This is a genomic window from Streptomyces sp. NBC_00568 (assembly GCF_026341855.1).
Classification (GTDB): Bacteria; Actinomycetota; Actinomycetes; order Streptomycetales; family Streptomycetaceae; genus Streptomyces.
On the sequence record NZ_JAPENW010000001.1, the window covers coordinates 4,558,475 to 4,582,692 of the forward strand.

General features: G+C 70.4%; 15 protein-coding genes. 10 read left to right on the forward strand and 5 right to left on the reverse strand.

Annotated features, from left to right (window positions below; translation table 11 throughout):
* Positions 1-103: 103 nt before the first annotated feature.
* Positions 104-1,723 carry an NADH-quinone oxidoreductase subunit NuoF family protein gene (locus OOK38_RS19820; protein ID WP_266758651.1) on the reverse strand — a complete coding sequence of 540 codons (1,620 nt, stop codon included), beginning with the start codon at positions 1,721-1,723 and terminating at the stop codon, positions 104-106.
* Positions 1,724-3,001, reverse strand: a complete 1,278-nt coding sequence (locus tag OOK38_RS19825) for a ferric reductase-like transmembrane domain-containing protein (RefSeq protein WP_266758649.1) — start codon at positions 2,999-3,001, stop codon at positions 1,724-1,726.
* Between the two features lie 423 nt (positions 3,002-3,424).
* On the opposite strand from OOK38_RS19825, the gene leuS reads away from it, so the two are divergent.
* The 8 genes from leuS to holA all read left to right on the forward strand — a co-directional run bounded on the left by leuS (position 3,425) and on the right by holA (position 14,538).
* Complete coding sequence (gene leuS, locus OOK38_RS19830) at positions 3,425-6,313, forward strand: leucine--tRNA ligase (RefSeq protein WP_266758647.1); 2,889 nt, start codon at positions 3,425-3,427, stop codon at positions 6,311-6,313.
* Between the two features lie 177 nt (positions 6,314-6,490).
* Positions 6,491-7,225: a hypothetical protein gene (locus OOK38_RS19835; protein WP_266758646.1), complete on the forward strand. Its 735-nt coding sequence runs from the start codon at positions 6,491-6,493 to the stop codon at positions 7,223-7,225.
* A gap of 72 nt (positions 7,226-7,297) precedes the next feature.
* Entirely contained in the window at positions 7,298-8,143 is an 846-nt protein-coding gene (locus tag OOK38_RS19840; RefSeq protein WP_266758645.1) for a DegV family protein, read from the forward strand.
* Between the two features lie 126 nt (positions 8,144-8,269).
* The gene (locus tag OOK38_RS19845) at positions 8,270-9,421 is read left to right on the forward strand and encodes a ComEA family DNA-binding protein (protein WP_266758644.1); all 1,152 of its coding nucleotides are present in this window, start codon (positions 8,270-8,272) and stop codon (positions 9,419-9,421) included.
* A 23-nt stretch (positions 9,422-9,444) separates the two neighbouring features.
* Positions 9,445-11,994, forward strand: a complete 2,550-nt coding sequence (locus OOK38_RS19850) for a ComEC/Rec2 family competence protein (RefSeq protein ID WP_266848619.1) — start codon at positions 9,445-9,447, stop codon at positions 11,992-11,994.
* 4 nt (positions 11,995-11,998) lie between these two features.
* Positions 11,999-12,829 carry an arylamine N-acetyltransferase gene (locus OOK38_RS19855; protein WP_266758638.1) on the forward strand — a complete coding sequence of 277 codons (831 nt, stop codon included), beginning with the start codon at positions 11,999-12,001 and terminating at the stop codon, positions 12,827-12,829.
* 100 nt (positions 12,830-12,929) lie between these two features.
* A complete protein-coding gene (locus OOK38_RS19860; protein WP_266758637.1) occupies positions 12,930-13,175 on the forward strand; it encodes a hypothetical protein in 246 nt (81 codons plus the stop codon).
* A 376-nt stretch (positions 13,176-13,551) separates the two neighbouring features.
* Entirely contained in the window at positions 13,552-14,538 is a 987-nt protein-coding gene (holA, locus tag OOK38_RS19865) for a DNA polymerase III subunit delta (protein WP_266758636.1), read from the forward strand.
* 256 nt (positions 14,539-14,794) lie between these two features.
* Here the strand turns inward: holA and rpsT are convergent, their stop codons facing one another.
* Positions 14,795-15,061 (reverse strand): 30S ribosomal protein S20, encoded by a 267-nt coding sequence (gene rpsT, locus OOK38_RS19870; protein ID WP_261702665.1) that lies wholly within the window; start codon positions 15,059-15,061, stop codon positions 14,795-14,797.
* Between the two features lie 290 nt (positions 15,062-15,351).
* Between rpsT and lepA the strand changes: the two genes are divergently transcribed.
* Both lepA and OOK38_RS19880 read left to right on the forward strand, forming a co-directional pair.
* Positions 15,352-17,220 (forward strand): translation elongation factor 4, encoded by a 1,869-nt coding sequence (gene lepA / locus OOK38_RS19875; RefSeq protein WP_266758635.1) that lies wholly within the window; start codon positions 15,352-15,354, stop codon positions 17,218-17,220.
* Positions 17,221-17,433: 213 nt separating this feature from the next.
* Complete coding sequence (locus tag OOK38_RS19880) at positions 17,434-19,305, forward strand: long-chain fatty acid--CoA ligase (protein ID WP_266758634.1); 1,872 nt, start codon at positions 17,434-17,436, stop codon at positions 19,303-19,305.
* A 130-nt stretch (positions 19,306-19,435) separates the two neighbouring features.
* Here OOK38_RS19880 and OOK38_RS19885 read toward each other — a convergent pair whose 3' ends face one another.
* Positions 19,436-20,020, reverse strand: coding sequence for a two-component system response regulator (locus tag OOK38_RS19885; RefSeq protein WP_266758633.1), 585 nt, complete (start codon positions 20,018-20,020; stop codon positions 19,436-19,438).
* Positions 20,021-20,032: 12 nt separating this feature from the next.
* Entirely contained in the window at positions 20,033-24,157 is a 4,125-nt protein-coding gene (locus OOK38_RS19890) for a HAMP domain-containing protein (RefSeq protein WP_266765683.1), read from the reverse strand.
* Between the last annotated feature and the right edge of the window lie 61 nt (positions 24,158-24,218).

The window sequence follows — 24,218 nt, forward strand, 5'->3', positions numbered from 1 at the left end:
AGCGGGCCACCCGATCAGGGTGGTCCGCTTCTTCGTTGTCCGGCGATTCTCGCGGAACGTGTCGAAGGCGGGCCACCGTTTCCGGCGGCCCGCCGCTTCGTGGTCAGCGGCCGCTGCCGAGCGCGCGGCGACCGCGCCCCTGGGAGAGGACCGGCAGGTTGTTCCGCGCCGGCGCGGAGGACCGGGTGTCCTCCTCGAGGCGCAGGGCGAGCGCCGGGCAGCGGCGCACCGCACGCAGGGCCTTCGCCTCGGCGTACCGGGGTACCGCGGCCTGCGCGACGGTGGGGAAGCCGTCGGCGCCCAGTTCGAAGACCTCGGGGAGGATGTCGGCGCACAGGCCGTGCCCGCGGCACAGCGTCCAGTCGACGTAGATCTTCTGGCGGCTGGGACCCGTCTCCTGCTCGCTCTGGCCGCCCGGGATGCCCGTGGGCAGCTGGCCGCCCTCGAAGAGCGGCAGAACGCCCTCCACGGGCCTTCCGCAGCCGTTTCCGAGGACATGCGCGGCCAGGTCGTCGGTGAAGGCCTTGAGGGTCGACTCGATGAACATCGCCGAGCCGTCCGGGTGGGAGCACGCGCCGCGCCGCTTCACGGACTTGGCGACCTGCTTCACGGCCTCGAGGGCCGCCGGGCCGCCGCCGTTGAGGATGTCCTCCAGGCCGCGTGCCGCGGCGGGCAGACCCAGGTAGCAGGGACCGCACTGTCCCGCGCTCTCCTCGGCCAGCCACTGTGCCACCCGCAGCGACTCGCCCAGGGGGCATGTCTGCTGGGTGATCGGGAGGATGGCGCCGGCGCCGAGCGCACCGCCCACCGCGGCCAGGGAGTCGCGCGAGACGATCGCCTCGTTGACCGTCGCCGCGTCCAGCCACTTGCCGTGGTAGCCGCCGGTCAGCACGCCCTGCGGCATCGGCGGGGCGCCGGCCAGCTGGAGGACGTACCGCAGCGGCACACCGGTGGGGACCTCGATCACCATGGGGCGCCCGACGGCGCCCGAGACGGTGAGCATGACGGTGCCGGGCTCGTCGTACAGGCCTGTGTTGCGGTAGCGGTCCGGGCCGATGCGGGCGGCGATGGCCAGCTGCGCGAACGTCTCGGCGTTCGACAGCAGAGTGGGCGCGCCCCCGACACCGGTCTGGGACGCGCTGACCTTGCGGCCCGGCGGGATCGCCGGACCGCCGTCGATCGAACGGATCAGCGAAGCGGCCGCGCCGGTGACCATGCGCACCGGATTGCGCTGCACGCGCGCGCGGAGCGGCGATCCGCGCCGGTTGCTCAGCCCGCGCTCGGCCAGCGCGGCCTCCATGGAGCGCTGCGTGGACTCGCGGGTCACGCCGATCACCAGGGTGCGCGCGCCCATGGCCTCCGCGGCCAGCAGGGCGCCGTCGAGGATGAGGTGCGGGGCACGGTTGATGAGCACCGTGTCCTTGCGGCAGGCCGGTTCGTCCTCGCTTCCGTTGACGACCACCACCGGGCGGATGCCCTTCTTGATGGCCGATTCGGCGACTGAGCGCAGTTTCTTGGCGAAGGGGAAGCCCGCGCCGCCGCGGCCCTTCAGGGAGATGGCTTCGGCAAGGCCCGCGAGCTGTTCTCCGCCCATGGGTTCGAGCGGCCCATGCACCTTGAGGTGCATGGGGAGATCAAGACGTTCAACCAGGTCAAAGCCCGACGTGAGCTGCGGAAGTCCGACCACGCGGACTTCCGGGACGTCGGGCAGGGCCTCGTTCACTTAAAAGCCTCCGGAAGGGGCGTTCCATGATTCACCGGAGCCAGGAGCGTCGAAGGCGCCCGGCAGTACGTCAGTCGTGGGACCGCTGTCGTACGTGTCGTTGGTGTTGTACGTGCGGTAGGACGCGTTCGTCTCACCGGTGTTGTACACATCACTCGTGCCGTAGGCGTTGGCGGGCGGATTGTTGTAGACCGGGACGGTATATCCGGTGTCGTTCAGCGGGTCGTACGCCGATTGCGGCGCCTCGCCGACGGGGGGCGGCGTGGGGACGGGCCAGCTGCCGGACGTGCTGCCGTTGTCGACGCGGGGGAACGTCTCGGTGGGCTGCATGTTCATGGGCATCTGGAACTGCTGCGTCGAGGTGGGCGCGGAGCCGTCGCCGGGGGACATGGCCCGGTAGGCCGCGGCGAAGCCGTTCGTAGCGGCGCCCGCGGCCGCGGGGTCGGGCGCGCCGCCGTACTGCGGGGAGGGGGACGGCGTGCGCTGGGGCGGTACGAAGTTGTCGCCCGCGGACTGGGCGGAGCGCGGCTCGCCCACGGCGGCACGGGACGCCTCCAGGTCCTCGCGGAATCCGCGGGCACCGGGGCTGTTGTTGTCGCCGATGATCGCCAGGACCCGCGCCGCGACCTTGCGCTTGAACGGGGAGGGCGCCGATCGCAGGGCGAGGGCCGCCATGACCGCGAGCAGGCACAGGCTGTAGAGGATCGTGAAGATCGGCTTCGCGGCGCGACCCGCGTAGAGGCCGTGGATCAGCGCGGCGCACCAGGCCGGGTAGGCCAGCATGTGCACCGCGCGCCAGCGGGCCGCGATCGGTGCCGGCGAGGCGAAGGCGCTGCGCAGCGCGCCGGTGATGGCCGTGAAGATCATGAGCAGTCCGGCCAGCGAGCCGAAGCCGATGAGCCCGGCCGTGCCGGTGACGCCGAGGCCGAAGGGGACCAGGGCGGCGAGCAGGCTCGTGTGGTCGAGCGCGATCTTGACCGTGATGTGCAGCAGCAGGAAGGCGACCGAGGACACGGCGGTCGTCCGGTGCACCGCCTGCGCCACCAGTCGCTGGCGGGTGTTCAGGAAGACCCGGTCGGTCGCGACCAGTCCCCAGATCACGGAGCACGACAGAGCGACCAGCGACAGCACGCCGGCGCCGAAGTTCAGGAAGTCACGGACTTCATTGCCGCCTACCAGCACCACCACGGGTATGAGGAGCAGGACGGCAGCGCTGGCCGCCCCGTAGGCCGAACGGCCCGCCCGGGGAAGCGAGCTGTTGTTGCGACGAGGGTTCATGGAGGGGGTACTCCCAACGGTTCGGGGAAGCGGTCCCGAAGCCGCACTCTAGGTCGAGAAATACCGACGAGTTCAAGGTTTGAGTTATTGCGTTGTTACCAAAGGGCAGTGAGGTCTTTATGTTGTCCCTAAGAGTCCGTTACGCGAAGTAAAATTTGAACTTCGTTCAACTCTTTCGGTGGTCACGGTGGGTGGCACGGGGTGCCGGACGGCCCGAAAGCTCGTCGCGGCTCCCGCGGGCGCTGGGGTACCCTGACGCCATGCGTGCCGTACGCCTTCTGCTTAGCGAGCCGCGCTGATCAGTCCCGACCACTGACGCATCGTGGTCGGCATCGGCGCGGCGTCCCCTCCTGTGCGAGGGGCTTTTTCATTTCTTGAGTGTCACAGCCGCTGGCAGAGACGATCGATGGAGCTTTGAGGATCATGAGCGAGACGAACACCGCTGCCACCGCCGACGTGGCCGCGCCGCACCGCTACACGGCCGCTCTGGCCGCTGACATCGAGGCACGCTGGCAGGACTTCTGGGACGCCGAGGGCACGTACGAGGCTCCGAACCCCACCGGCGACCTGGCCGGGGACCCCGAGCTGGCCGCCAAGCCCAAGAAGTTCATCATGGACATGTTCCCGTATCCGTCGGGTGCGGGTCTGCACGTGGGTCACCCCCTGGGCTACATCGCCACCGATGTATTCGCCCGGTTCCAGCGCATGACCGGCCACAACGTCCTGCACACCCTGGGCTTCGACGCCTTCGGCCTGCCCGCCGAGCAGTACGCCGTGCAGACCGGCACGCACCCGCGCGTGTCCACCGAGGCCAACATGGAGAACATGAAGGTCCAGCTGCGCGCGCTGGGCCTGGGTCACGACAAGCGCCGGTCGTTCGCCACGATCGACCCGGAGTACTACAAGTGGACCCAGTGGATCTTCCTGCAGATCTTCAACTCCTGGTACGACGACGAGGCCGGCAAGGCCCGTCCCGTCTCCGCGCTGGTCGCCCAGTTCGAGAGCGGTGAGCGTGCCGTCCCCGCCGTCGGCGGCACCGCGCGCGCGTGGAACGAGCTGAGCGCCACCGAGCGCGCCGACGTCCTGAGCGGCTACCGCCTGGCGTACGCCTCCGACGCGCCGGTCAACTGGTGTCCCGGCCTGGGCACCGTGCTGGCCAACGAGGAGGTCACCGCCGACGGCCGTTCCGAGCGCGGCAACTTCCCCGTCTTCAAGGCCAAGCTGCGCCAGTGGAACATGCGCATCACCGCCTACGCGGACCGCCTGCTGGACGACCTGGACGCGCTGGACTGGCCCGAGGCCATCAAGCTGCAGCAGCGCAACTGGATCGGCCGCTCCGAGGGCGCGCGCGTCGACTTCCCGATCGACGGCGACGCGATCACGGTCTTCACCACCCGCCAGGACACCCTGTTCGGCGCCACCTACATGGTGCTGGCGCCGGAACACCCGCTGGTCGAGAAGTTCACCCCGGCCGCCTGGCCCGAGGGCACCCACGAGGTGTGGACCGGCGGTCACGCGACGCCCGTCGAGGCCGTCGCCGCCTACCGCGCGCAGGCCGCCTCGAAGTCCGACGTCGAGCGGCAGGCCGAGGCCAAGGACAAGACCGGCGTCTTCACCGGCTCGTTCGCGACCAACCCGGTCAACGGCGAGAAGGTCCCGGTCTTCATCGCCGACTACGTACTGATGGGCTACGGCACCGGCGCGATCATGGCCGTCCCGGCCCACGACACCCGCGACTTCGCGTTCGCGCGAGCCTTCGAACTGCCCATGCGCTGTGTGGTCGAGCCCTCGGACGACCGCGGCACCGACGCCTCCACCTGGGACGACGCCTTCGCCTCGTACGACGCGAAGATCGTCAACTCCGCCGGCGACGAGGTCTCCCTGGACGGCCTGGGCGTCGTCGACGGCAAGGCGCGCATCACGGAGTGGCTGGAGCGCCGGGGCATCGGCGAGGGCACCGTCAACTTCCGGCTGCGCGACTGGCTGTTCAGCCGCCAGCGCTACTGGGGCGAGCCCTTCCCGATCGTCTACGACGAGGACGGCGTCGCCCACCCGCTGCCCGAGTCGATGCTGCCCCTGGAGCTGCCGGAGGTCGAGGACTACTCGCCGCGCACCTTCGACCCGGACGACGCGAACACGTCCCCGGAGACCCCGCTGTCGCGCAACGAGGACTGGGTCGCCGTCACCCTGGACCTGGGTGACGGCCGTGGTCCGCAGAAGTACCGCCGCGAGACCAACACCATGCCCAACTGGGCCGGTTCCTGCTGGTACGAGCTGCGCTACCTGGACCCGCACAACGACCAGAAGCTGGTCGACCCGGCCATCGAGCAGTACTGGATGGGCCCCCGCGAGGGTCAGCCGACCGGTGGCGTCGACCTGTACGTCGGCGGCGCCGAGCACGCCGTGCTGCACCTGCTGTACGCCCGCTTCTGGTCGAAGGTCCTGTTCGACCTGGGCCACATCTCGTCGGCCGAGCCGTTCCACAAGCTGTTCAACCAGGGCATGATCCAGGCCTACGTGTACCGCGACAGCCGCGGCATCGCCGTACCGGCGGCCGAGGTGGAGGAGCGCGACGGCGCGTACTACTACCAGGGCGAGAAGGTCTCCCGGCTGCTGGGCAAGATGGGCAAGTCCCTGAAGAACGCGGTCACCCCGGACGAGATCTGTGCCGAGTACGGCGCGGACACCCTGCGCCTGTACGAGATGGCGATGGGTCCCCTGGACGTGTCCCGTCCGTGGGACACGCGCGCGGTGGTGGGCCAGTACCGGCTGCTGCAGCGGCTGTGGCGCAATGTCGTCGACGAGGCGACCGGCGAGGTCACGGTCGTCGGCACCGAGCCGGACGAGGACACGCTGCGTGCCCTGCACAAGGCCATCGACGGCGTACGCCAGGACCTGGAGGGCATGCGGTTCAACACCGCCATCGCCAAGGTCACCGAGCTGAACAACCACCTGACCAAGGCGGGCGGCCCGGTCGCGCGCCCGGTCGCCGAGGCCCTGGTGCTGATGGTCGCGCCGCTGGCCCCGCACATCGCCGAGGAACTGTGGCGCAAGCTGGGCCACACGGAATCGGTCGTCCACCAGGACTTCCCCGTCGCCGACCCCGCGTACGTCGTCGACGAGGCCGTGACCTGCGTCGTGCAGATCAAGGGCAAGGTCAAGGCGCGCCTGGAGGTCTCCCCGACGATCTCCGACGAGGAGCTGGAGAAGGTGGCGCTGGCCGACGAGAAGGTCGTCGCGGCGCTGGGCGGCGCGGGAATCCGGAAGGTGATCGTGCGCGCGCCGAAGCTGGTGAACATCGTCACGGCGTAGCCGCACGGCGAGACGGGCAGCAGGCCTCCGGCCGATGCCCGCCGGTCCGGGTACGGCCGGCTCGGGGTAGTCCCCTACGGGCAGGTTCGGGGTTCTTCTGGAACTCCGAACCTGCCCGCAGCGTTTACCGTTGAGAGCGCGGCGACAGTTGCCGCGACCGGTACGAGGAGGAGTGTGATGGGTACCGTGATCACAGTGATCGCCCTGCTCTTCCTGCTGTTCGTGGTGCTCGGCGCGTATGCGACGGTGAAGGTGATCGGCGCCGCCAAGCGCGGCGTGGACCGCACGATCTCGCAGGCCCGCCGCACGGTCGAGGACACCACCCTGCGCGCGAAGACCTTCGCCCAGCCCGGGCCCCAGGGCGAGCTCGCCCAGCTCCGGCTGACGCTGCGCACCTCGATGCGGGCCACCCAGGACGCTCTGCACGCGAGCGTGGCGGAGGACGAGTCCCTCAAGGAGTCGCTGAGCCTCTTCGAGCGGCTCAGCGCGCACGGGCACGAGCTGGACGCCGAACTGAAGCGCCTGGAGACCGAGCCCGACCGGGGAACGCTCGCCACACGGCTGCCCGGCCTGCGCGAGCGCACCCAGCGGATCACGCAGTCGGCCGACTCGCTTCGCTGGGCCGCGCGCGACCGGGCCCACCGCTTCGCCGGCGACGACCTGGACACGCTGAGCGCCCAGATCGACGTGGAGGCCGGCGCGCTGCGCCACTGGACCAAGGAACCCGGGCCCGCCGCGTCCTGGCCCGAGGCTCCCGCGGCGGACGCGAGCACCTCAGGCGGACAGACCTGGCCGCCGCAGACCCCGGATCCCGCTACGGCGGAGCAGCCGGCGCGTTCCGCCATCACGCCGCCGGGCCAACGGCCCGCCTACCCTTGGCAGAAGAAGCCCCGCCCCGAGAGCACGACGTGATCCGGCCGTCCCGACCGCAGGTGGAAGGGGCCGGGCTGCCGCCCGCCCTCCACGCCAGGTAACCTCCAGCTCATGTCCCGCCATGTCGCGATCGTCACCGATTCAACGGCCTACCTGCCGCCGCGGACGATGGAGCGCCACGGCATCACAGCGGTCCCCCTGACCGTGGTCCTCGGTGACCAGGCGCTCGAAGAGGGGACCGAGATCTCGGCCCGCTCCCTGGCCCAGGCGCTGCAGAAGCGGCGCTCCGTCACCACGTCCCGGCCCAGCCCCGAGATGTTCGCCGCGACCTACCGCAAGGTCGCCGAGTCCGGCGCCACCGGCATCGTCTCCCTGCATCTGTCCTCCGAGTTCTCGGGCACCTACGACGCGGCGGTGCTCGCGGCGCGCGAGGCCCCGGTGCCGGTGCGCGTGGTGGACACCGGGATGGTCGCGATGGCCCTCGGGTTCTGCGCGCTGGCCGCGGCCGAGTCCGCGGAGGCGGGGGGAACCATCGACGACGCGGTCACGGCCGCCGAGAAGCGGGCCGCGGGCACATCCGCGTACTTCTACGTCGACACCCTCGACTACCTCCGCCGTGGCGGCAGGATCGGGGCCGCGCAGGCTCTGCTGGGCTCGGCGCTCGCGGTGAAGCCGCTGCTCCAGCTGAACGACGGCCGCATCGAACTTCTCGAGAAGGTCCGCACGGCTTCCAAGGCGATCGCCCGCCTGGAGGAGATCGTCGCCGACCGCGCGGGCAGCGCACAGGTCGACATCGCCGTTCACCATCTGGCGGCTCCCGATCGTGCGGCGGCCCTCGCGGACCGTTTGCGGGCGCGGGTGCCGGGGCTGGCCGAATTGCACGTGAGCGAGGTGGGCGCGGTGATCGGAGCCCATACCGGGCCAGGGTTGCTCGGGGCGGTCGTGTCGCCCCGCTGAGGTCGCCCTCTCCGCGGCCAGTGTGCGCCGCCCGTTCAGGTGGCGGAGTTATCCACAACTGGGCTGCTTTCCACCGGAATTGAGCAAGATCATCGCGACGGTGCCGAGATGCCGGATCCTCGGCGCATGGCACTTCGATCAAGCACACGCACTGCCACACCGACCAGCGGCCCGGGTCGCGGCCCCGCCTCGGAAAGTCGCAGCCGCCATCGCCGTCGCCACCCGCGAGGCCGGGCCCGTCGCCGCGAGGTGTCGGCCGCGGCCCTCCGCCTGCGCGCCGAGGCACTCTTCACCGAACACGTGCAAGGGCGGCGGGAGTCGGGGAACGCGCCGCCTGGGGCGGACCACGATGTCGGGGCCGGCCCGAGGGCGAACACGGCCGTGGGTACGGGGGTTCTGGCCGATGTCCGGCGACCTTGGAACCGTCCGGGTGGGGCCGACGGCCGTGACCCCGGTCCGGACGGGGGCGGCCCCCCGGGGGCCGGCCGCTCGCGAACCGACGGGTCGGCGACCGCGAGCGCGCCGGCCATGGAGGCGGGCGCGTGGCGGGATCGGGCCGGGCTCGCCGTGCGGGAGCGGCTCCCGCTGTGGTTGCAGTCGAGGTGCGGTCTCGAGCGCAGGAGCGTGGCCGCACTGACCGTGCTGCTGGTCGTGGCCGCCGCCTTCGCCGTGCAGCACTTCTGGACCGGCAGGACACAGCCGGTCCGAGCCCCTGAAGTGGTGCGCGCGGTGGCGCCGTTCGGCGGGAAGAGCGGGTCGCGGGAGCGGTCGGGCGCGGAATCCGGATCCTCGACCGGAGCTTCGAGCCCCGCCGGTGCTGCCGGGAGCGCGATCGTCGTGGACGTCGGCGGCAAGGTGCGCACCCCCGGACTCCAGCGGTTGCCGGCCGGTTCCCGTGTCGAGGACGCCCTGCGAGCCGCCGGTGGGGTACGGCCGGGCACGGACACCGACGGTCTCAACCGCGCGCGTCTCCTCGTGGACGGCGAGCAGATCGTGGTCGGCGCGTCCGCGCCCCCGGCGGGAGCGGGAGCGGGAGGTCCGGGGCCGGTCGGCGCCGGGGGATCCGCGGCAGGTGCGGCACCCTCCGCGCCGATCTCCCTCAACAGTGCCACCGCCGACCAGCTCGACAGCCTGCCCGGCGTCGGTCCCGTCCTGGCCCGGCACATCATCGACTACCGCACGACGCACGGCGGTTTCCGCTCGGTCGACGAACTCCGCGAGGTCAACGGAATCGGAGACCGTCGCTTCGCCGATCTCCGGCCCCTGGTGCAGCCGTGAACGGTTCCGGGAGGAGTGTCCCGATGCGCCCGCCGGGTGTCCCCGGTACCGCTGGGCGGAGGTCCGTACACGTTGCCTCGGGGAGGCGGCTGGGGGCTGCGCATCCCAGGGCGGAGGGGCCGGCCGACCTCCGGCTCGTGGTGCCCGCCGCGGCGGCCTGGCTCACGGCCGCCGTGACGGTCGGGGTGTCGCCGGGCTGGGTCGTGGGTGCCGTGGTGGTGTCCCTGGTCGGCGGTGGCCTCCTGCTAGCGGCGGGGCGCAGAGGCGCGAGCTCGGAGCAGGGACGAGCGGCCGCGCGGTCGGGTTCGTGGCCGTGGGTGTCCGTCGCCGCCGTGCTGCTCTGTGTCGGAGCGGCCGCGGCCTCCGCGGGTTTGCACGGAGCGGACCTGCGACGCGGACCTGTTCCCGAGCTCGCGACGCAGTTCGCCCACGTGACCGCGGAGGTGGAGGTCACCTCCGATCCACGGCTCACCCGGCCCCGGGTCATCGGGGGCCGCGTCGCTGCGACGGCGCTGCTGTTCGACGCGGACGTCACGCGGATCACCCGGGCGGACGGCACGGTGGTGGCGACGCGGACGCCGGTGCTGGTGATCGTCGACGCGCGCTCGCGACGGGGCTCGCCCCGGGAGGCAGGTGGGCGCTCGCCCTGGCTGTCGCTGCTGCCGTCCACCCGGCTGCGGGTGGCGGCGAGGGTCGTGCCCGCTCTGTCGGACGGGGACGGCATCGCGGCGGTGTTGCGGGTGCGGGGGAGTGCCCCGCCGGAGGTGGTGGGGGAGCCGTCGGGGCCGCAGCGGTTCGCCGGCCGGCTGCGCGAAGGGCTGCGGGAAGCGACCGACGGCCTGGACACGGACGCCCGGGCGTTGCTGCCGGGGCTGGTCGTGGGGGACACCTCACGCGTCACGCCGGAGCTGGACGACGCCTTCAAGGCCACCGATCTCACCCACCTCCTCGCTGTCAGCGGCGGGAACTTCACGATTCTGCTCGCCCTGTTCATCGGGCCACCGGGTCTCGCCCAGCGAGTCGAGCGCCGGGGCCTCGCACCCCGGCTCGGTGTGCCGCTCCGGGCGACCGCCCTGCTCGGCGGGGCGCTCACGCTCGCCTTCGTGATCGTGTGCCGGCCGGACCCGAGCGTGCTGAGAGCGGCGGCCTGCGGATCGATCGCGCTGCTCGCCATCGCGACCGGGCGCCGCAGATCGCTGATCCCGGCGCTGGCCGCCGCGGTTCTGCTCCTCGTGCTGTACGACCCCTGGCTGGCCCGCAGTTACGGATTCCTGCTGTCCGTCCTCGCGACCGGAGCCCTGCTCACGCTCGCTCCGCGCTGGAGCGAGGCGCTCCGGCGGCGTCGCGTGCCTCCGCGTCTTGCCGAGGCGCTCGCCGCGGCCGCGGCGGCACAGGCCCTGTGCGCGCCGGTGGTCGCCCTGCTCTCGGCCCGGGTGAGCCTGGTGGCGGTGCCGTGCAATCTGCTCGCGGAGTTCGCGGTAGCACCGGCCACGGTGCTGGGGTTCGGAACGCTGGCGACGGCTTCCGTGGCGATGCCCGTGGCCAAGGTCCTGGCAAGGTGCGCGAGTTGGCCCGCCCGGTGGATCGCGGACATGGCGCGCACGGGGGCGGCCCTGCCCGGCGGGGGAGTGGACTGGCCGGGCAGTTGGACGGGTGCCCTGCTGCTGGCGCTCGTGACGGCGGTCGTCGTGGTCGTCGGTCGACGGCTGCTGAGACATCCGTTGCTGAGCGGTGCCTGCGCGGTGCTGTTCCTGCTGGTCGTGGTGCAGCCACCGCCGCTCACCAGGGTGATCACAGGGTGGCCGCCACCCGGCTGGAGGTTCGTCATGTGTGACGTGGGGCAGGGCGACGCCTCGGTGCTCGCGGCGGGCGACGGCAGCGCGGTGGTGGTGGACGCGGGGCCCGACCCGGTGTCGGCCGACCGCTGTCTGAGCACGCTGGGCGTCACCCGAATCCCCCTCGTCGTCCTGACGCATTTCCACGCCGACCATGTCGCGGGGCTGCCGGGCGTGCTCCACGGGCGTTCGGTGGGCGCGATCGAGACGACCGGCTTCGAAGAGCCGCTGGACCAGGCCGAGTTCGTGCGCAGGGAGGCGGCCGCACGGCACATTCCCATGACGCGGGCCGTGGCGGGGGAGCGGCGGCGCACGGGAAGCCTCGACTGGCGGGTGCTGTGGCCGCCGCCGGATCCGGCCCCGACCCCGGACGGTCCGAACGACGCCAGTGTCACCCTGCTCGTACGGTCCGCGGGGCTGCGGCTGCTGTTGCTCGGTGACCTGGAACCGCCCGCGCAGCAGGCCTTGTCGAGATCGCCGGCGGCGGCGGAGCTGGGTGGCGTGGACGTGCTCAAGGTCGCCCATCACGGGTCGGCCTATCAGGATCCGGAGCTCATACGCAGGGTGGCTCCGCGGCTCGCGCTCATCTCGGTCGGCGGCGACAACCCGTACGGGCATCCTGCCCCGAGTACGGTCGCGGCCCTGCGGGCCGGGGGTGCGGTGGTCCTGCGGACCGACGAGGACGGAGCGCTCGCGGTCACCGGTGAGGGCGAAGGGCTGAGCGTGGCGGGACACTGAATACATGAATTCCGCACAGGCCGACGCCTACCTTCGCCGAATCGGGGCCCAGCACCCGGCATGGCCCACGTCCGATGTGCTCCGCGAGCTCCAACTGCGCCATCTGCAGACAGTGCCGTTCGAGAATCTGTCGATCCACCTCGGCGAGGAGATCGTGCTGGAGGAGAAGAGGCTGCTGGACAAGGTGGTGGGCGCTCGCAGAGGGGGCTTCTGCTACGAACTGAACGGTGCCTTCGGGGCGTTGCTGGGGACGTTGGGCTTCGATGTGACGTATCTCGCGGCCCGGGTGTACGGAGACGAGGGGAAGTTGGGGATTCCCTACGACCATCTCGCCCTGCGGGTGCGGACGGTGGACGGCGGCGACTGGCTGACCGACGTCGGGTTCGGGGCGCACAGCCACTACCCGTTGGCCTTCGGGGAGCGAGGGGAACAGCGGGACCCCGGCGGGATGTTCCGGGTCGTGGAGTCGGGGCCGGACGCGGCCGGGGTGCGGGGTGCGGGCGGGTCGCGGGAACGCGAGGATCTCGATGTCCTCCTGGGCGACAAGCATCAGTACCGCCTGGAGGTGCGGCCGCGCGTGCTCGGGGACTTCGTCGCGGGAGCCTGGTGGCACGCCACCTCGCCGCTGTCGCACTTCGCCCGGTCACTGGTCTGTTCGCGGATCACGGAGGACGGGGAGCGGATCACGCTCAGCGGACGCAGGTTCACGCTGACGAAGGCCGACGGGACCAAGGAGGTGTCGGAACTGGTCACCGACGAGGAGGTGCTGGCCGCCTATCGAGGGCGCTTCGGAATCGAACTGGACCGGGTGCCGGAGGTCAGGGGCGCTCAGTAGTTCGGGGTGAGGGGGATGGGGGCGGGGCCGGCTGTCGCCAGTGCCGACCCCGACCCCGACCCCGGCGTCGGCCGCGTCGGGCGTATCGGAAAATGGTCACGTGAGCGATGTGAGACATGTGCTGGTTCTGCCCGACCGTGATGCCGCGGAAGCGGCGGCGGAGGCCGTTGGTGACCGGTTCGGGCTGTTCGAGGAGCCGCAGCTCGTCCGGGACGCGCTGGCGGGCGAGGACGATGCCGAGGACGCGCAGTGGCTGGTGGTGCTGACGGACCCCGAGGCGCGGCTGGACCCGAAGGAGCTGGACGAGTTCGCGGCGGAGTGGGACGGCTGGCACGAGGAGCCGTAGCCGAGCCCGAGCTGGACTGGTACGCCGAGCCCGCTGGACAGGTGCGAGACCCCAAGCCATCCAGCGGCAGCGGTAGGGACAGTGGTAGTGGTAGTGGTAGTGGTAGCGGCAGGGACAGAGATAGGGGCCCCGAGCCATACAGCGACAGGGGCCCCTAGCCGTACAGAGACAGAGGCTGGGGTGGAGCCGCTGAGCCCCGAGCCGTACAGCGGCAGAGGCGGGGACAGTGCCGCCGAGCCCTGAGCCCTGAGCCCTGAGCCCTGAGCCCTCAGCCCCGAGCTGTACAGCGAGAGTGGGCGGGGAAAGGGGAGCGGGCCGCCGGGGCGGGGGTGGCTTGCGGCATGTGTTGTCGGTGGCGCGTGGGATGCTTTCGGAGATGGCCAAGAAGACCGCACAAGACGACCCTCTCGCCCCTGTCACGCTGGCAGTGGGCCAGGAGGATCTCCTGCTCGACCGTGCCGTGCAGGAGGTGGTGGCCGCCGCCCGGGCCGCCGACGCCGACACGGATGTTCGGGACCTCACCCCGGACCAGTTGCAGCCCGGCACGCTCGCCGAGCTGACGAGTCCCTCGCTCTTCTCCGAGCGCAAGGTCGTGGTCGTACGCAACGCGCAGGATCTGTCGGCCGACACGATCAAGGACGTCAAGGCGTATCTGGGGTCGCCCGCCGAGGAGATCACGCTGGTGCTCCTGCACGCGGGTGGGGCCAAGGGCAAGGGGCTGCTCGATGCCGCGCGCAAGGTGGGGGCACGGGAGGTGGCGTGTCCCAAGATGACGAAGCCGGCGGACCGGCTGGCGTTCGTGCGCGGCGAGTTCCGGGCGCTGGGCCGGTCGGCCACGCCGGAGGCCTGCCAGGCGCTGGTGGACTCCATCGGAAGCGATCTGCGCGAGCTGGCGTCCGCCGTGTCGCAGCTGACCGCGGATGTCGAGGGGACGATCGACGAGGCCGTCGTCGGGCGGTACTACACCGGGCGGGCCGAGGCATCCAGCTTCACCGTGGCCGATCGGGCCGTGGAGGGGCGGGCCGCGGAGGCCTTGGAGGCGTTGCGATGGTCGCTGTCGACCGGCGTGGCTCCCGTTCTGATCACCAGCGCGCTCGCGCAAGGGGTGCGGGCGATCGGGAAGCTGTCCTCCGCGCGGGGTGGCAGGCCCGCCGACCTGGCCCGTGAGCTGGGGATGCCGCCGTGGAAGATCGATCGGGTGCGGCAGCAGATGCGGGGATGGACGCCCGACGGGGTCGCCGCGGCCCTCACGGCCGTCGCTGAGGCGGACGCCGGGGTCAAGGGCGGCGGGGACGATCCCGAGTACGCCCTGGAGAAGGCGGTCGTCGCCATCGCGCGGGCGGCTCGCTCCGGTCGGCGCTAGCCGGTCTGCTCCGGTCGGCGTCAGCCGGTCTGTCTCGGTCGGCGATACCGAAGGTCCCGTCATACCGAAGGCCCCGCTCGTTCTCCCGGGGAAGGGAGGCGGCGGGGCCTTCGGTTCAAGCTGGTGGATTCACGCCCGCGTGGCGAACGCAGATCGTGCGTGAATCCGGGGGTGTCGGTCGGGAGCGGGAGAGAGGGCCTGCTCGGGTCCGGCCGACGGTCAAGTCAGGGGTCGAGTCCGGAAGGACTCAGCCGACTCAGCCCTTGAGGGCGGCGACCTTCGAAGCAAGCGCCGACTTCTTGTTGGCGGCCTGGTTCTTGTGGATGACGCCCTTCGAGACGGCCTTGTCGAGAGCGCGCGACGCGGCGCGCGTGTACTCGGTGGCCTTCTCGACGTCACCCGCGGCAGACGCCTCGCGGGCCTTGCGGATCGCGGTCTTCAGAGAGGACTTGACGGCCTTGTTGCGCAGCCGGGCCTTCTCGTTGGTCTTGATCCGCTTGATCTGGGACTTGATGTTCGCCACGAATGAGCCTTTACAGGTTCAGGCGCGCGAGACAGCACGTCTCACTCGCCGTTTGATTTTCTATGGGTGCGTCTCCTGCTGAGAGGGCACGAGACACAGCTACCCAGGCTACCAGCCCCCGTCCGAGCGGCCCAAACCGGCCGTCGGCCCTTTGCCGGCGGGCCCCGAACCGGTCGCGGAAGCCCCGCTCACGCGGCCCAAACCGGTCGCAGGTCCCCGCGCGTGGGACCATGGAACCTACGTATCGATCCGACCCGAGGCGACAGGCGCCTCAAGAGACAGGACCCTGCGTGCCCGCGACCCCTAACAATGTGCCCGAGCCGAGCCGTACCGCCCCGGCTCTGATCCGCAATTTCTGCATCATCGCGCACATCGACCACGGCAAGTCCACGCTCGCCGACCGCATGCTCCAGCTGACCGGGGTAGTCGATCAGCGGCAGATGCGTGCTCAGTACCTCGACCGTATGGACATCGAGCGCGAGCGTGGCATCACGATCAAGTCCCAGGCGGTCCGTCTGCCCTGGGCGCCGACCGAGGACCCGGGCAAGACCCACATCCTCAACATGATCGACACCCCCGGGCACGTCGACTTCACGTACGAGGTGTCGCGGTCCCTGGCGGCCTGTGAGGGCACGGTCCTGCTCGTCGACGCCGCCCAGGGGATCGAGGCCCAGACCCTCGCCAACCTCTACCTGGCGATGGAGAACGACCTCAAGATCATCCCCGTACTGAACAAGATCGACCTGCCGGCCGCCCAGCCGGAGAAGTTCTCCGAGGAGCTCGCCAACCTCATCGGCTGCGACCCCGAGGACGTTCTCAAGGTCTCCGCCAAGACGGGCCTGGGCGTCGAGGCGCTGCTCGACAAGGTCGTCGCCGAGATCCCCGCCCCGGTCGGCGTCCAGGACGCCCCCGCCCGCGCGATGATCTTCGACTCGGTCTATGACTCCTACCGTGGTGTCGTGACGTACGTACGTGTCATCGACGGACAGCTCAACAAGCGTGAGCGCATCCGGATGATGTCGACCGGTGCCACGCACGAGCTGCTGGAGATCGGCGTCTCGGCCCCCGAGATGAAGTCGGCCGACGGCCTGGGTGTCGGCGAGGTCGGCTATCTGATCACCGGCGTGAAGGACGTCCGCCAGTCCAAGGTCGGTGACACGATCACCACCCTGCACAAGGGCGCCACCGAGGCGCTCGGCGGGTACAAGGACCCCAAGCCCATGGTCTTCTCGGGCCTGTATCCGCTGGACGGGTCCGACTACCCCGAGCTGCGCGACGCCCTGGACAAGCTCCAGCTCAACGACGCCGCGCTGGTGTACGAGCCGGAGACCTCGGCGGCGCTGGGCTTCGGCTTCCGTGTCGGTTTCCTCGGTCTGCTGCACCTCGACGTGATCCGTGAGCGCCTGGAGCGCGAGTTCGGGCTCGACCTGATCGCGACCGCGCCGAACGTGGTCTACCGGGTCGAGATGGAGGACCGCAGCGAGCACATCGTCACCAACCCGAGCGAGTTCCCCGAGGGCAAGATCGACAAGGTGTACGAGCCTGTCGTGCGGGCGACCATCCTCGCGCCCTCGGAGTTCATCGGCTCGATCATGGAGCTGTGCCAGACCCGGCGCGGCACCCTGCTCGGCATGGACTACCTGTCCGAGGACCGGGTCGAGATCCGCTACACCCTGCCGCTCGCGGAGATCGTCTTCGACTTCTTCGACCAGCTGAAGTCCAAGACCCGCGGTTACGCCTCGCTGGACTACGAGCCCACCGGCGAGCAGACCTCCAGCCTGGTCAAGGTCGACATCCTGCTGCACGGCGACAAGGTCGACGCCTTCTCGGCGGTCACGCACAAGGACCAGGCGTACGCGTACGGGGTCCGGCTGGTCGCGAAGCTGCGCGAGCTGATCCCGCGGCAGGCCTTCGAGGTGCCCATCCAGGCGGCCATCGGCTCCCGGGTCATCGCCCGCGAGACCATCCGCGCCATCCGCAAGGACGTCCTCGCCAAGTGCTACGGCGGTGACATCTCCCGTAAGCGGAAGCTGCTGGAGAAGCAGAAGGAGGGCAAGAAGCGGATGAAGATGGTGGGCTCTGTGGAGGTTCCGCAGGAGGCCTTCATCGCCGTGCTGTCCAGCGACGACAGCGGTGGCTCGGCCAAGGGCAAGAAGTAGTCACGCCGAATGCCGTAATCCAGGGCCCGTCGCGCTTCGGCGCGGCGGGCTCTGTGCTTGTCTCCGGGGTATGTCCTGGAGGAAGTGACGAGCCGCCGCCTCTTACGCACCGGCCGGACGCGCTCTAGTCTGATCTCTGCTCGGTAGTTACTCGCGAGTTAAACAACAGCCGCAATTGAGCCAGCCGCACTGCCGCGGGCCCCGGAGGATGTCGTGAGCGACACACAGACCCTGATCGAGAACCGTCCGCCGTCCGTCGCCGCCCTCTTCCTGGAGCGCGTGGCGGCTACACCGGACGCCGAGGCATACCGTTACCCGGTACCGGCTTCGGGCGAAGGCCCGGACGACTGGAAGTCGCTGAGCTGGGCGCAGGCCGCCGAGCGGGTCTTCGCCATCGCGGCCGGGCTGATCGAACTCGGCGTCCAGCCGGAGCAGCGCGTCGCGCTCGCCTCCTCGACGCGGGTCGAATGGATCCTGGCCGACCTCGGCATCCTCTGCGCGGGCGCGGCCACCACGACGGTGTACCCGCAGACCAACGCGGAGGAGTCGGCGTTCATCCTCTCCGACTCCGCGAGCAAGGTCCTCATCGCGGAGGACGCGGCCCAGCTCGCCAAGGCCCGGGAGAAGCGCGCGGAGCTTCCCGAGCTCACGCGGGTCGTCGTCATCGACCCGGAGGGCGTCGAGACCGATGACTGGGTCCTCACGCTGACCGAGCTGGAGGCGCGCGGTACCGCGTACCTGGAGAAGCACCCCGAGCTGATCAAGGAGCGCGTCGGCGCGATCACTGCCGACCAGCTCGCGACCCTCATCTACACCTCCGGCACCACGGGCCGCCCCAAGGGTGTCCGCCTGCCGCACGACAACTGGTCGTACATGGCGAAGGCGATCGCCGCGACCGGCCTGGTCGGCGCTGACGACGTCCAGTACCTGTGGCTGCCGCTCGCGCACGTCTTCGGCAAGGTCCTCACCTCCGGCCAGATCGAGGTCGGGCACGTCACCGCCGTCGACGGCCGCGTGGACAAGATCATCGAGAACCTGCCGGTGGTGCAGCCGACGTACATGGCTGCCGTGCCGCGCATCTTCGAGAAGGTCTACAACGGGGTCGCGGCCAAGGCGCGGGCCGGCGGCGGTGCCAAGTACAAGATCTTCCAGTGGGCCTCCGAGGTCTCCCGCGAGTACGCGAAGGCCAGCCAGGACAACTTCCGCCGTACCGGCTCGGCCTCCGTGCCCTTCGCGCTCGGCGCCAAGCACAAGGTCGCCGACGCGCTCGTCTTCGCCAAGATCCGTGAGGCCTTCGGCGGCAACCTGCGCGCCTGTGTCTCCGGCTCCGCCGCGCTCGCGCCCGACATCGGCTACTTCTTCGCCGGCGCCGGCATCCACATCCTCGAGGGCTACGGGCTCACCGAGTCCTCCGCCGCCTCCTTCGTGAACCCGGGCGAGGCCTACCGCACCGGCACGGTCGGCAAGCCGCTGCCCGGCACCGAGGTGCGCATCGCGGACGACGGCGAGATCCTGCTGCGCGGCCCCGGCATCATGGAGGGCTACCACGGGCTGCCCGAGAAGACCGCCGAGGTGCTCGAGGCGGACGGCTGGTTCCACACCGGCGACATCGGTGAGCTGTCCCCGGACGGCTACCTGCGGATCACCGACCGCAAGAAGGACCTCATCAAGACCTCCGGCGGCAAGTACATCTCGCCCGCCGAGGCCGAGGGCCAGTTCAAGGCCGTCTGCCCGTACGTCTCCAACATCCTCGTGCACGGCGCCGACCGGAACTTCTGCACCGCGCTCATCGCCCTCGACGAGCCGTCCATCCTCGACTGGGCCAAGGACAACGGCCTGGGCGGCAAGTCGTACGCCGAGGTCGTCGCGGCGCCCGCCACGGTCGCCCTCGTCGAGGGCTATGTGAAGGAACTCAACGCGGGCCTCCAGCGCTGGCAGACCATCAAGAAGTTCCGCCTCCTGCCCCGCGACCTGGACGTCGAGCACGGCGAGATCACCCCGAGCCTCAAGCTGAAGCGCCCGGTCGTCGAGCGGGAGTACAAGCACCTGATCGACGAGATGTACGCGGGGACGCGCGAGGCATAACCCTCGGTCCTCGGTCCGCGGTCCTGGGTTCCACGGGGGCGGGGCGTGCGGGGCTTCACCGCGACCGAGCGGTGCGGCTCTACGCGTCCCGCCCCCGACCCGTTCCCACGCGCCTCGCCCCGACCCGTTCCTACGCGTCCCGCCCCCGCCGCATCTCTCGCAGCAGTTCCTCCAGCTGCCGTATGCGGTCACGGAGTTCGGGCACGTCCTGGAGGGTGCCGGCCGCCATGTCCGTCTCGATCCTCCTCAGGCCGTCGGCGAGTTCGTCGAACTGCCGCTGTTCGCGGGCGAGCAGGCGTTCCAGCTGCCGGTTCTTGCGGTGCAGGTCGAGGAAGACGGTGACCTTGGCGCGCAGGACCCACGGGTCGAACGGCTTGGTCAGATAGTCGGCGGCCCCGGTCGCGTACCCGCGGAAGGCGTAGCCCGCGTCGGCGTCCGTGCCCGTCAGGAAGATGATGGGCACGTCCTTGGTCTGGTCGAGCCTCTTGATGTTCGCGGCCGTCTCGAATCCGTCCATGCCCGGCATCCGGATGTCGAGCAGGACGACCGCGAACCGCTGCCGCAGCAGCGCCTTCATCGCCTCCTCGCCCGAACGCGCCCGCACCAGCGGCTCGTTGAGGGACCCCAGGACGGCCTCCAGCGCGATCAGGTTGTCCTCCATGTCGTCGACGAGGAGGATGCTCGCGCGCTCGCCGGTCGTTGCCTCAGCGCTCATGATGACGGTGCCTCACTCGGTCCGCGATGTCTCGGTGCCTCGCCTTCGCGGCGCCTTCGCCGACGCCGCCGGGGCGCCCGTTCCCGATGTACCGGGGTGCCCCTCCGGCTCCGCGGCGCCCGTCGCGGCCAGGTCGGCCCGGTCCCCCTCGTCCGTGCCCTCGGGGTCGAGGAGGGCGCAGACGACGGTGAGGAGCTGGTCGACGTCCACCGGTTTCGGTACGTAGTCGTTGGCGCCCCGCGCGATGGATTTCTCGCGGTCGCCGGGCATCGCCTTCGCGGTCAGCGCGACGATGGGCAGCCCCGTCCAGCGAGGGGTGCGGCGGATGGCGGAGATCGTCTCGTAGCCGTCCATCTCCGGCATCATGATGTCCATCAGCACGAGCTCCACGTCGGGATTGCGCTCCAGGGTCTCGATGCCCTCGCGGCCGTTCTCCGCGTACAGGACGGGCATGCCCACCCGGCCGAGCACATGGGTGAGCGCGAAGACATTGCGGATGTCGTCGTCGACGATCAACACCCTTCGTCCCGGCAGGACATGACCGGCCCGGCCGGACTTCCAGGCCTCCAGTTTGGTGGGGGCCGGCCAGGCGTCGTCGGTGTCGTGGACGGTGTAGGGCTCGCTGGACAACTGCTCCGGGATCGGCACGAGATGGTCCTCGTGCGTGGGCCCGGTCGCCGCGTGCCCGGGGCTCACCACGGGAACGTACAGCGTGAAGGTGGAACCCTCGCCCGGCTTGCTCTCCGCGACGATGCGGCCGCCGAGCAGCCCGGCGATCTCCCGGCTGATGGACAGCCCGAGGCCCGTACCGCCGTACTTGCGGTTGGTGGTGCCGTCGGCCTGCTGGAACGCCTCGAAGATCACCGGCAGTTTCTCCGCGGCGATGCCGATGCCGGTGTCGGAGACGGCGAAGGCGATCACGTGGTCGCCGTTCTCGCGGGTGGAGGCGTGATCGGGGTCCTTGACGCGGTCGACGCGCAGTTCGACGCTGCCGCTCGCGGTGAACTTGATCGCGTTGGAGAGCAGGTTGCGCAGGATCTGCTGGAGCCGCTGCTCGTCGGAGTACATCTCGCGCGGTACGGCCTCGCCGACGGCCACCTCGAAGGAGAGCCCCCGGTCGAGGGTGAGCGGGCGGAAGGTGGCGTGGACGTAGTCGAGCAGCTTGATGAGCGGCAGCTTCTTGGGGCGTACGTCCATCCGGCCCGCCTCGATCTTCGACAGGTCGAGGATGTCGTTGATGAGCTGGAGGAGGTCCGATCCCGATCGGTGGATGGTCGTCGCGAACTGGACTTCCTGGTCGGAGAGACGGCCGTCGGGGTTGTCGGAGAGCAGCCGGGCGAGGATCAGCAGGGAGTTGAGCGGGGTGCGCAACTCGTGCGACATGTTGGCCAGGAACTCCGACTTGTACTGCGAACTGGTGGCGAGGAGAGCCGCCTTCTCCTCCAGTTCGGCGTTGGACCGCTGCAGTTCCGCCTGCTGCGACTGGAGTTCGTCCGAACGGTCCTGGAGCTGGATGGCCAGGCGCTGGGACTCACCGAGCAGGGACTCCGTGCGGGAGTTGGCGATGATCGTGTTGATGGCGACGCCGATGGTGTTCACGAACTGGTCGAAGAACGCGAGGTGGACGTCGGAGAAGCGGGAGAAGGAGGCGAGTTCGATGACACCGAGGAGCTTGTCCTCGAACAGGATCGGGATGATGACGACACTGGCGGGAGCCGCCTCCCCGAGCCCGCTGTTGATCTTGATGTAGTCCGGCGGTGCCTCCTCGACGAGGATCCGCTTCTTCTCGCGCGCCGCCTGCCGGACCAGGCCGTGCACCGGCATGCCGCCCGTGTCGACGGTCGCGCCCTGTGCCGAGCCGTACCCGGCGATGAAGGCAAGTCCCTTGGCGGGCACCGCCGTACGCAGGGACGCCTCGTCCTCCTCCGGGTCGGCCAGGAAGAAGGCGCCGTACTGCGCGTTCACCAGCGGGGTCAGCTCGCGCAGGATCAGGTCGGCGACCTCCATCAGGTCGCGATGGCCCTGCATCAGCGCGGCGAGGCGGGCGAGGTTCGACTCCAGCCAGTCCTTCGCGCGGGTGGTCTCGCGGAGGTTGGCCACCATCAGGTTGATGTTGTCCTTCAGCTCCGCGACCTCGCCCTGCGTCTCCACGGTGATGGAGCGGGACATGTCGCCCTGGGCCACCGCGGACGCCACCTCGGCGATCGCGCGGACCTGGGTGGTGAGGTTGGAGGCGAGTTCGTTCACGTTCGTCGTCAGGCGCTTCCAGGTGCCGTACACGCCCTCGACCCGCGCCTGGCCGCCGAGTTGGCCCTCCGAGCCCACCTCGCGGGCCACCCGGGTGACCTCGGAGGAGAACGACGACAGGGTGTCGACCATCGTGTTGATGGTCGTCTTCAGTTCGAGGATCTCGCCGCGGGCGTCCACATCGATCTTCTTCGAGAGGTCGCCCTGGGCCACCGCCGTGGCGACCTGGGCGATGTTGCGGACCTGCGAGGTCAGGTTGTCCGCCATGTAGTTCACGTTGTCGGTCAGGTCCCGCCAGACCCCGGAGACGCCGAGGACCTGGGCGCGCCCGCCGAGCCGGCCGTCGGTGCCGACCTCGCGGGCCACCCGGGTCACCTCGTCGGCGAAGGCGCGCAGCTGCTCCACCATCGTGTTGACGGTGTCCTTCAGCTCCAGGATCTCGCCCCGGGCGTCGACCGTGATCTTCTTCGACAGGTCGCCGTTGGCGACGGCCGTGGTGACCTGGGCGATGTTGCGGACCTGCGAAGTGAGGTTCAGGGCCATGAAGTTGACGTTGTCGGTGAGGTCCTTCCAGACGCCGGACACGCCCCGGACCTGCGCCTGGCCGCCGAGGTTGCCTTCCGTGCCGACCTCGCGGGCGACGCGGGTGACCTCGTCGGCGAAGGCGGAGAGCTGGTCGACCATGGTGTTGATGGTCGACTTCAGTTCGAGGATCTCGCCCTTCGCCTCGACGGTGATCTTCTTGCCGAGGTCGCCCTGGGCCACGGCGGTGGAGACGAGGGCGATGTTGCGGACCTGCGAGGTCAGGTTGTCCGCCATGAAGTTGACGTTGTCGGTGAGGTCCTTCCAGACGCCGGACACGCCCCGGACCTGGGCCCGGCCGCCGAGGTTGCCCTCGGTGCCGACCTCGCGGGCGACGCGGGTGACCTCGTCGGCGAAGGCGGAGAGCTGGTCGACCATGGTGTTGATGGTCGACTTCAGTTCGAGGATCTCGCCCTTCGCGTCGACCGTGATCTTCTGGCTGAGGTCGCCGTTGGCGACGGCCGTGGTGACCTGGGCGATGTTGCGGACCTGCGAAGTCAGGTTCGAGGCCATGAAGTTGACGTTGTCGGTGAGGTCCTTCCAGACACCCGACACCCCCCGGACCTGCGCCCGGCCGCCGAGCTGGCCCTCGGTGCCGACCTCGCGGGCCACCCGGGTGACCTCGTCGGCGAACGCGGAGAGCTGGTCGACCATCGTGTTCACGGTGAGCTTCAGTTCGAGCAGTTCGCCGGTCGCCTCGACCGTCACCGTACGGGTCAGGTCGCCGCGCGCCACCGCCGTGGTCACCAGGGCGATGTCCCGCACCTGGGCCGTCAGCCGGGACGCCATCGTGTTGACCGCCTCGGTCACGTCCCGCCAACTCCCGGACAGGCTCGTCACCTTGGCGCGCCCGCCGAGCCGCCCCTCGGTGCCGACCTCGCGGGCCACCCGGGTGACCTCGCCGGTGAACAGGGACAGCTGGTCGACCATCTTGTTGACGGCGCGCCCCAGCCGGCGTAAGTCCCCGCGCAGTTGACGGTTGCCGTCGTGCAGATCGACGCGCTGGGTCAGATCGCCGCCGGCCACCGCGTCGAGGACGCGGGTCGCGTTCGCCGCGGGCGCCACCAGGGCGTCCAGCAGCTGGTTCACGTCATTGACGCGGGTCGTCCACTTGCCCTGGCCCGGGCTGGCCGCCAGCCGCTCGTCGAGCCGCCCGTGCCGCACCAGTTCCCTGCGGACCCGCTGCACCTCGGAGTTGAAGTGGGAGCTCCGGTCCATGATCTGGTTGAACAGGGCGCTCAGTTCGGCGACCAGCCCGTGCCCCGCCTCGGGCACTTTGCCGAAGTCGCCGTCCCGTGCCGCGGTCATCGCGGCGAGCAGGGGGCGCAGGTCCGATGCTCGAATCTGTCCGTCTTCGAGCACATGCATA